This window comes from Micromonospora sp. 4G55, assembly GCF_016803375.1.
The window spans coordinates 1-8,648 of the sequence record NZ_JAEVHN010000237.1 but is presented as its reverse complement, the minus strand read 5'-3'; the positions used below and the strand labels follow the sequence as shown (position 1 = coordinate 8,648).

The following is an 8,648-nucleotide window of genomic DNA, read 5'->3' as shown; positions in this document are numbered from 1 at the left end:
CCACTCTCTCCGGCGGCCAGCAGCAGCGCACCCTGACTCGCCCGGGCCCTCGCCGGCCGGCCGGAGCTGCTGGTGCTCGACGAGCCGACGGCCGGGGTCGACGCGGCCAGCCAGGAGGCGTTCGCCACCGCGCTGCGCGACTTCGTCGCCGACGGCGGCACCGTGCTGCTCGTCGCCCACGAGCTGGGCCCGCTGCGACCGCTGATCAGCCGGGCGGTGGTGGTGCATCAGGGTGGGATCTGCCACGACGGCGCGGTGCCCGAGCCCGCCGGCCACCACGCGGAGCCCGACCACGACCACGTGCACCCGCACGGTCCCGACGAGCCCGCCGGGCTGTGGAGCAGCTGACCATGGAACTCTTCCAGTACCCCTACATGCAGCGTGCGCTGATCGGCGCCCTGGTCATCGGCCTGGCCGCCCCGGCGCTCGGCATCTACCTGGTGCAGCGGCGGCTGACCCTGATCGGCGACGGCATCGGCCACGTGGCGCTGACGGGTGTCGGCGCCGGGCTGCTGCTCAACCGCTCCCCGGTGCTGGTGGCGGTGGTCGTGGCGACCCTCGGCGCGATCACCATCGAGCTGGTCCGGGCGCGCGGACGCACCTCCGGCGACCTCGCGCTGGCACTGCTCTTCTACGGCGGCATCGCCGGTGGGGTGATGCTCGTCGGGCTCTCCGACGCCACCAGCGCGAACCTCAACGCGTACCTGTTCGGCTCGCTGACCACCATCTCGCCGCAGGACCTGATCACCATCGCGGTGCTCGGCGCGGCCATCCTGGTCACCATGCTGGCGCTGCGCCCGGCGCTCTTCGCGGTCTGCCACGACGAGGAGTACGCCCGGGTCGCCGGGCTGCCGGTCCGGACGTTGAACCTGCTGCTGGCGGTGGCCACGGCGGTCACCGTCACCATCGCCATGCGGGCTGTCGGGGTGCTGCTGATCAGCGCCCTGATGGTGGTGCCGGTGGCGACCGCGCAGCAGGTCACCCGGGGCTTCCGCAGCACGATGACGGCGGCCATGGCGCTCGGCCTCTTCGCGGCCGGGGCCGGGGTCTGGGTGGCGGCCACCGCCGACACCGCCCCGGGCGCCTCGGTGGTGCTGTTGGCGATCGCCTCGTTCCTGGTGGTGGCGCTCGGCGCGCCGGCTGGCGGACGCTGCGCCGGCGGTCCACCCCGGCGGGTACGCCGGCGCCCGAGCCGCACGAGGTCGTGCTCCGGTGACGCCGCCCCGGCACCTGTCGGTGGTATTGGTTACCGTTGCAGGGTGACCGGCACGAACGGCTACGAGGCCTACGAGGGCGCGGGTGACCTGCTCCGCGCCCTGTCCGCCCCGATCCGGCTGGCGATCGTGAGCGAGCTGGCGCAGGGTGAGCGGTGTGTGCACGAGCTGGTGGAGAAGCTCGGCGCCCCCCCAGCCGCTGGTCTCCCAGCACCTGCGGGTGCTGCGCGGGGCGGGGGTGGTCCGCGGCTCGCGGCGCGGCCGCGAGATCGCGTACGCGCTGGTCGACGAGCACGTGGCGCACATCGTGGCGGACGCGGTGAGCCACGCCGGGGAGGGATCATGAGCGAGGGGGCGCTGCGGAACACGCGGCAGCGCACGGCGGTGAGTTCCCTGCTCGCCGAGGTGGAGGGCTTCCACAGCGCGCAGGAGCTGCACGCGATGCTCCGTGACCGGGGCGAGCGGGTCGGGCTGACCACCGTCTACCGCACCTTGCAGGGCCTCGCCGACGCGGGCGAGATCGACGTGATGCGCCCGCCCGGTGGGGAGCACCTCTACCGCCGGTGCAGCGAGGGGCACCACCATCACCTGGTCTGCCGGGCCTGCGGCCGCACCGTCGAGGTGGCCGGGCCGGCGGTGGAGACCTGGGCCGAGCGGGTCGCCGCCCAGCACGGGTACGCCGACGTCAGCCACACCCTGGAGATCTTCGGCACCTGCCCGAAGTGCGCCGCCTGACGGCGATTCAGGGGGTGCCCGCCGCGCCGCGCCGTGGCACGCTGTCCGGCGTGAAGATCTACGCCGATCGCTTCCCCGTCGCCCTCCGTCAGCTCCTCACCGACCTGCTCGTCGTCGTCTGGGTGTACGCGGCGATCCGCTTCGCCCTGTGGGTGCACGACCTGGTGCAGAAACTCGCCGTACCCGGACAGAAGCTGGAGGGGGCCGGCGGTGGTCTCGCCGACAACCTGGCCGAGGCCGGCGGCAAGGTCGGCCGGGTGCCGCTGGTCGGCGACGAGCTGACCGCCCCCTTCGAGCGGGCGGCCGAGGCGGCCCGTGCGGTCGCCGACGCCGGCCGGGACCAGCAGGAGCTGGTCGGCCAGCTCGCCCTGGCCCTCGCCATCGCCGTGCTGGTCTTCCCGCTCGCCCTGGTGCTCTTCGGCTGGCTGCCGCTGCGGGTGCGCTGGATGCGCCGGGCCGCCTCGGCGAAGGCGCTCGCCGCCGCCCCGGCCGGGCGGGACCTGCTGGCGCTGCGTGCCCTCGCCGGGCAGCCGCTGCGCAAGCTGACCAGGATCGATCCGGACGTGGCGGAGGCGTGGCGGCGCGGCGACGACGCCACCGTCGACGCGCTCGCCGCACTGGAGCTGCGCCGACTCGGCCTGCGGGGCGGCCGCTAGGGTGTGGCGGTGCTGTACTTCCTGATCGTCGTCGCCGTGCTGCTGCTCGGGTACGCCGCCGTCCTGGTGAGCTTCGTCCGCAAGGGTCGCAAGATCCCGCCGCAGGCGTACCTGGTGCTCGCTGTGCTCAACGGGCTGATCCTCGCGGCGGTGCTGGCCTGGGCCATCGCCCGCTGACCGCTCGGCGTCGCCCGTCCCGGCCGCGCCCCCTGCCGGTAGCCGCCTGCGCATGTCGCGGGGTCCGGGTGCCGGAGCGCGCGACATGCCGCAGGTCGGGGCGAGCCGAGGGCGTCAGCCCTGCCGGGGGATCCGGCGGCGGACGTCCGGCGTGGTCGACGGGCCGGGTGACCAGGGCGCCACCCACGGGGTGTCGGCCGGCGGGGTGAGCACACCGGACTCCAGGGCGGCGTACCGGCCGGCGAGGATCCGCTTCGCCGCCGCGACGTCGACCGAGTCGGTGTTCTCCCACAGCGCGGTGAACAGCTGCTCCACCCGGACCCGCGCCTGCCGGCAGAACAGGTCGGCCAGCTCGACGTTCTCCGGGCGGGTGTCCCGCTCGGCGTACGCCCGCACGCAGACCGCGGACATCGCGAACAGCTCCGCGCCGATGTCCACCACCCGGCCGAGGAACGCCTGCTTGCGTTCCATCTTTCCCTGCCAGCGGGACATCGCGTAGAAGGTCGAGCGGGCCAGCTTGCGGGCGTGCCGCTCCACCTGCCGCAGGTGCCCGGCGAGCGGGCCGAAGTCGCCGTACGCGTTGGGGCTCTGTCCCCTGCCGACGGCGAGGGTGGGCAGCCACCTGGCGTAGAAGGCGCCGGCCCGCGCCCCCGCCCTGGCCTTGCGGCCGAGGCCGGCGTCCGGGTCGATGATGTCGCCGGCGACCGAGAGGTGCGCGTCGACCGCCTCCCGGGCGATGAGCAGGTGCATGATCTCGGTGGAGCCCTCGAAGATCCGGTTGATCCGCAGGTCCCGCAGCATCTGCTCGACCGCGGCCGGACGTTCGCCCCGGGCGGCGAGCGAGTCGGCCGTCTCGTAGCCGCGCCCGCCCCGGATCTGGATCAGCTCGTCGGCGATCTTCCAGGCCATCTCGCTGGCGTAGAGCTTGACCAGCGCCGCCTCGATCCGGATGTCGTTGCGGTCGTCGTCGGCGAGCAGGCAGCAGAGGTCGAGCATGGTCTCCATGCCGTACGTGGTGGCGGCGATGAAGGAGAGCTTCTGGGCGACCGCCTCGTGCTCGCCGACCGGCCGACCCCACTGCACCCGGTCGGCGGCCCACTCCCGGGCCACGTTCAGCGACCACTTGCCCGCCCCGACGCACATCGCCGGCAGCGACAGCCGGCCGGTGTTCAGCGTGGTCAGGGCGATCTTCAGCCCCTTGCCCTCGCCGCCGATGACGTTATCCCGGGGCACGAAGACGTCGTGGAACCGGGTGAGGCTGTTCTCCAGGCCGCGCAGGCCGACGAAGGCGTTGCGCCGCTCGACGGTGATGCCCTCGCTGTCGCCGTCGACCACGAACGCGGTGATGCCGCCGCGCCGTCCCTCGCCGGCCGGCACCCGGGCCATCACCACCAGCAGGGTGGCCACGGTGCCGTTGGTGGCCCAGAGCTTCACCCCGTTGAGCCGGTAGCCCGTGCCGTCGGCGGTCGGCTCGGCGATGGTGGCCAAACGGGCCGGATCGGAGCCGACGTCCGGCTCGGTGAGCAGGAACGCGGAGACCTCCCCGGCGGCCAGCCGGGGCAGGAAGCGCTGCTTCTGCTCGTCGGTGCCGAACATCTTCAGCGGCTGCGGCACGCCGATCGACTGGTGGGCGGAGAGCAGCGCGCCGATCGCCGGGCTGACCGAGCCGGCCAGCATCAGCGCCCGGCAGTAGTGCAGGTTGCTCAGGCCGAGACCGCCGTACTTGCGGTCGATCTTCATGCCGAACGCGCCGAGCCGGGCCAGCCCCTGGAACACCTCGTCCGGGATGGACGCGTCGCGCTCGATGGCCGCGCCGTCCACCTCGGACCCCAGGTACGCGCCGAACTCGGTGAGGAACCGCTCGGCCCGCGCGTCGTCGTCCGGGTCGGAGCGGGGCCAGGGGTGGATCAGGTCGAGCCGGAACCGGCCGAGGAAGAGCTCCTTGCCGAAGCTGGGCCGGTCCCAGGCGGTTTCCCGGGCCGCCTCGGCGACCTGTCGGGCCTCCTTCTCGGAGACCTGGCCCGCCTCGGCCGGCAGCGGCCCGGCGCCGTCCTCGGTGGGTCGGCTGTTGTGCGTCGTGGTCACGGCTGCCCCCTCGAACCTCGGTCCGGATGCGTCAACGTGCTCGACAAGAGCAACGCTACCCCCGGGTGTTACCCAGGGGTAGCGTTGCGCGCACGTCGAATTTTCCGGCCGGTGACCGGTCAGTCGCCGGTCAGCACCTGCGGCTCGTCGTCATCGTCGTCGTCGACGTCCTCACCCCAGTTGCGCCGGGCCATCGGCAGGAAGACCCAGAAGGTCAGGAACCACAGCGCGGTGAGCGCGCTCAGCACCAGGGCCATGCCGCGGTGCAGCACGAAGTCGGTGATCAGCAGCACCGCGCTGACCATCGAGATCAGCATGAAGCCGAGACCGCCGCTGGCCATCCGGTGGGCGAAGCGCACCAGCTCCGGCTTGCGACCCTGGCGGAACAGCGCGCGGTGGAAGGCGACCGGCGAAATGATCATCGCGGTGGCGGCCGCCGCCGACAGCAGCGAGACGATGTAGACGTCCTTCTGGAAGCCGCTGGTCCGGGTGAAGCCGTTGCTGAACGGCAGGGTCAGCAGGAAGGCGAAGAGGATCTGCACGCCGGTCTGCGCGACGCGCAACTCCTGGAGCAGATCGGCGAAGTTGCGCTGCCAGCGCTGCTTCTCGGATTCCTTCGACACGCGCTACCTCCGGAAGAGACGGTACTGCCGACGGGGCTCACCCCGCCGGCAGCAACGCCAATGCCCCACCCGGAGCAGCGCGAAACCGGCTCAGGAACCTCGGCGGATACGGCCGGCGTACCGGGCCTCCAGCGCGGCGTTGTGCTCGTCGCCGCCGGTGATGTTCGCCGACAGGTAGACCGGGGGCCGCTCCCCCGCCGCGATCAGCCGGGCCACCGTCTCGGCCACGATCTGCTGGGCCAGCAGGGCCGCGGTGATCGAGGAGACCGCGCCGACCGCGCCGCCGTCGGGCAGCGGCAGGGTCGCGTCACCGTACGGGGCGCCGTTGTCCAGCACCACGTCGGCGAAGTCGGCGAGCTTGCGCCCGGACGGGTGGCGCGAGGCCATCCGGCCGGAGTGCTGCGCCGAGGTGATCGCCACCAGCCGGTGCCCGCGCTCGACGACCAGTGCCGCGAACTCCACCATCGCGCCGTTGACGCCGGAGTTGGAGGCCAGCACGAAGATGTCCGACGGGCGGACCGGGGCCAGCTCGTAGAGCCGGTGCGCCACGGCCGGATCGCGCTCCAGGTGCGGCCCGAGGATGCTCGCCGGCTCGCCGCCCAGCAGCACCAGGTCGCGCAGCGCGATCCGGTTGGTCGGCACCAGCCCACCGGCCCGGCCGGCGATCTCCATCGCCAGCGCCTCGGAATGGCCGGTGCCGAAGGCGTGCACCACCCCGTCGGCGCGCAGCGCCTCGGCGATCAGGTCGGCCGCCCGACCCACCGCCTCCCGCTGGCTCGCGGCCACCCGGCCGATCGTCTCGGTCACCACCGCCAGGTATGCCTCGGCGCTCACCGTCATGCGTTCCTCCGTCCGCTCGTCGGTCCTGCTCGTCGGGTCGGCCCGCCGCGGGCTCAGTCCAGGCCGCGTACCCGGGCCAGGATCGCCTCGGCCAGCGGGGCCGGCGCCTCGTCGGGAATCCAGTGGGTGACGCCGGGGAGCGCGACGAACCGGTACGGCCCGGTCACCTGGGCGCCGCAGGCCTCGGCGGCGATCCGGCCGATCGCGACATCCCGGTCGCTCCAGACGAAGGTGGTGGGCACCGCGACCGACCCGGTCCGCGCCAGGTCGGCCCGGGACATGGCCCGGTACCAGTTCAGCGCCCCGGTCAGCGCGCCCGGCTCGCGCATCGGCTCGGCGTACCGGGCCACCCGCCCGGCGTCGCCCACCCCGGAGAGCAGCCGGCGCAGGGCGGTCGCCCGCACGGCCAGCAGCACCTTCTCGGCCTTGCCCGGCTGGCGGAACAGCAGCATGTACGACGAGCGCGCCTTCTGCCGTGAGTCGTTCGCCAGCGCGTGCGCCATCGCGGCCGGATGCGGCACGGAGACGGCGGTCAGCGTGCGGACCCGCTCGGGGTGCCCCGCGGCGAGGCCCCAGGCGACGACCGCACCCCCAGTCGTGCCCCACCACGTGGGCCGCCTCGACGCCCAGCGCGTCGAGCAGCGCCACCGCGTCCTCGACCAGCTCCGGCAGCCGGTAGGCGGCCACCTCGGTCGGGCGGGCGCCCGGCGAGTAGCCCCGCTGGTCCGGCGCGTACGTGCGCAGGCCGGCGGCGTGCAGCGCCGGCACCACGTCGTCCCATTCGCCGCCGTGCTGCGGGAAACCGTGCAGCAGGAGGACGGGTTCGCCGCCCTCCGGGCCGCCGGTGCGTACCTCGAACGTCAGCCCTCGCGCCTCGACCCGCATGATCGGCAGCCTACCCAGCCCGGCGTCGTCCACCCGGGCCGACCGTGGTGGGGTCGGAGCTGTTAGCGTCGACGAGACAACTTCACATCCGACAGGGGAGCGCACAGCGCTGAGAGTGCGGGCACCGCCCGCAGACCCTCGAACCTGATCTGGGTAATGCCAGCGCAGGGAGTTCGGTCGACCTCCAGCCGCGCCGCCGTCCGGTGCCATACCGGGCGCGGCGTGCGTCTTCTCCTGGTTCGATCATTTGGACTGGGAGCACACATGACCAACACCGACAGCAACCGGTGGCGCACCATCGACATCGTCATCGCGGCGGTGCTCGGGGTGGCCTTCGGCATCATCTTCTGGGCCTGGGGCCTGCTCTGGAACGGCCCCGCCGACGCGATCCCGCTGCCCGGCCGGGCGGCCATCTACGGCGTCTGGCTGGTCCCCGCCGTCCTGGGCGGTCTGATCATCCGCAAGCCGGGCGCCGCCTTCTTCACCCTCACCGTCGCCGCGCTGGTCTCGGTGGCGCTGGGCAGCAGTTGGGGCTGGACGCTGGTCATCCAGGGTCCGCTGGAGGCCGCCGCGGCGGAGCTCGCCTTCGCGGCCTTCGGGTACCGCGTCTTCCGGCTGCCCGTCGCCCTGCTGGCCGCCACGCTGGCCGGCCTGGCGGCGGCGCTCTACGACGTCTTCGTCTGGTACCCGGACACCGCCTGGGGCAGCTTCCGCCTCCCCTACATCCTGATCACCGCGGTCAGCTCCCTGGTCGTCGCCGGCCTGGGCGGCATGGCCCTCACCCGGGCCCTGGCCCGCACCGGCGTCCTCGACCGGTTCCCCGCCGGCCGCGAACGCGCCGCCATCTGACCGCCCCCGCTTCGTTGATCAAGAGGTTTGCGTCAACGGGAGCAATCGTCGTGACGCAAACCTCTTGATCACCGGCCGGGAGCCGGGTGGGCCTGGGTAGGGAGGGGACGCGGGTGGGCGCGGTGTTGCTGCGTGGGTTCGGGTGGCGGCACGCCGGGCGGAAGGCGTGGGCCGTGCGCGGGGTCGACCTGCGAATCGAGGCCGGGGAACGGGTCCTGCTGCTCGGGCCGTCCGGGGCGGGTAAGAGCACCCTGCTGGCGGCGCTGGCCGGGCTGCTGCCCGAGGACTCCGGCGAGCAGGAGGGCACCGTCGAGATCGACGGGCTCGACCCGCGCAAGGACCGGGAACGGGTCGGCATCGTCTTCCAGGACCCGGAGACCCAGCTGGTGATGGCCCGCAGCGGCGACGACGTCGCGTTCGGGCTGGAGAACCGGGGGGTGCCGGCCGGGGAGATCTGGCCGCGGGTGGACGAGGCGTTGCGCCGGGTCGGCTTCCCGTACGACCGGGACCGGCCCACCGCGGCGCTCTCCGGCGGCGAACAGCAGCGCCTGGCCCTGGCCGGCGCGCTCGCCCTGCGCCCCGGC

Annotated in this window: 8 protein-coding genes, 4 pseudogenes and 1 riboswitch; of the genes and pseudogenes, 8 read left to right on the top strand and 4 right to left on the bottom strand. The window is 73.6% G+C overall.

The features are described 5' to 3' along the window. The 6 genes and pseudogenes from JNW89_RS19460 to JNW89_RS19435 form a co-directional block, all read left to right on the top strand. Positions 1-348 (top strand): annotated as a pseudogene (locus tag JNW89_RS19460) (ATP-binding cassette domain-containing protein); the annotation flags it as partial. A 2-nt stretch (positions 349-350) separates the two neighbouring features. After that, positions 351-1,216 (top strand): annotated as a pseudogene (locus JNW89_RS19455) (metal ABC transporter permease). 43 nt (positions 1,217-1,259) lie between these two features. Then, a pseudogene (locus JNW89_RS37730) lies at positions 1,260-1,560 on the top strand (ArsR/SmtB family transcription factor). Further along, positions 1,557-1,949, top strand: coding sequence for a Fur family transcriptional regulator (locus JNW89_RS19445; RefSeq protein WP_088960811.1), 393 nt, complete (start codon positions 1,557-1,559; stop codon positions 1,947-1,949). The pseudogene JNW89_RS37730 and the gene JNW89_RS19445 overlap by 4 nt, the downstream one beginning before the upstream one ends. Before the next feature lie 50 nt (positions 1,950-1,999). After that, positions 2,000-2,605, top strand: a complete 606-nt coding sequence (locus JNW89_RS19440; RefSeq protein ID WP_238449987.1) for a hypothetical protein — start codon at positions 2,000-2,002, stop codon at positions 2,603-2,605. A gap of 9 nt (positions 2,606-2,614) precedes the next feature. Continuing rightward, the gene (locus JNW89_RS19435; RefSeq protein ID WP_238449986.1) at positions 2,615-2,782 is read left to right on the top strand and encodes a hypothetical protein; all 168 of its coding nucleotides are present in this window, start codon (positions 2,615-2,617) and stop codon (positions 2,780-2,782) included. A 114-nt stretch (positions 2,783-2,896) separates the two neighbouring features. On the opposite strand, the gene JNW89_RS19430 is transcribed toward JNW89_RS19435, so the two are convergent. From JNW89_RS19430 to JNW89_RS19415, 4 genes and pseudogenes are all read right to left on the bottom strand, one after another. Then, positions 2,897-4,867 (bottom strand): acyl-CoA dehydrogenase family protein, encoded by a 1,971-nt coding sequence (locus JNW89_RS19430; protein ID WP_238449985.1) that lies wholly within the window; start codon positions 4,865-4,867, stop codon positions 2,897-2,899. A 119-nt stretch (positions 4,868-4,986) separates the two neighbouring features. Next, entirely contained in the window at positions 4,987-5,490 is a 504-nt protein-coding gene (locus JNW89_RS19425) for a DUF6328 family protein (protein ID WP_238449984.1), read from the bottom strand. 90 nt (positions 5,491-5,580) lie between these two features. Continuing rightward, positions 5,581-6,330 carry a sugar isomerase domain-containing protein gene (locus JNW89_RS19420; protein ID WP_238449983.1) on the bottom strand — a complete coding sequence of 250 codons (750 nt, stop codon included), beginning with the start codon at positions 6,328-6,330 and terminating at the stop codon, positions 5,581-5,583. A 53-nt stretch (positions 6,331-6,383) separates the two neighbouring features. Continuing rightward, positions 6,384-7,215, bottom strand: a pseudogene (locus tag JNW89_RS19415) (alpha/beta fold hydrolase). An 83-nt stretch (positions 7,216-7,298) separates the two neighbouring features. Continuing rightward, positions 7,299-7,404, top strand: a riboswitch (TPP riboswitch). A gap of 75 nt (positions 7,405-7,479) precedes the next feature. Between JNW89_RS19415 and JNW89_RS19410 the strand changes: the two are divergent. Then, complete coding sequence (locus JNW89_RS19410; protein WP_238449982.1) at positions 7,480-8,064, top strand: ECF transporter S component; 585 nt, start codon at positions 7,480-7,482, stop codon at positions 8,062-8,064. 113 nt (positions 8,065-8,177) lie between these two features. Then, on the top strand, positions 8,178-8,648 hold a 471-nt coding region (locus JNW89_RS19405), incomplete at its 3' end, for an ABC transporter ATP-binding protein (RefSeq protein ID WP_238449981.1).

Coding starts and splice junctions, on each gene's coding strand:
- JNW89_RS19445 (WP_088960811.1), top strand. CDS start 1,557: ATGAGCGAGGGGGCGCTGCGGAACACGCGGCAGCGCACGGCGGTGAGT.
- JNW89_RS19420 (WP_238449983.1), bottom strand. CDS start 6,330: ATGACGGTGAGCGCCGAGGCATACCTGGCGGTGGTGACCGAGACGATC.
- JNW89_RS19410 (WP_238449982.1), top strand. CDS start 7,480: ATGACCAACACCGACAGCAACCGGTGGCGCACCATCGACATCGTCATC.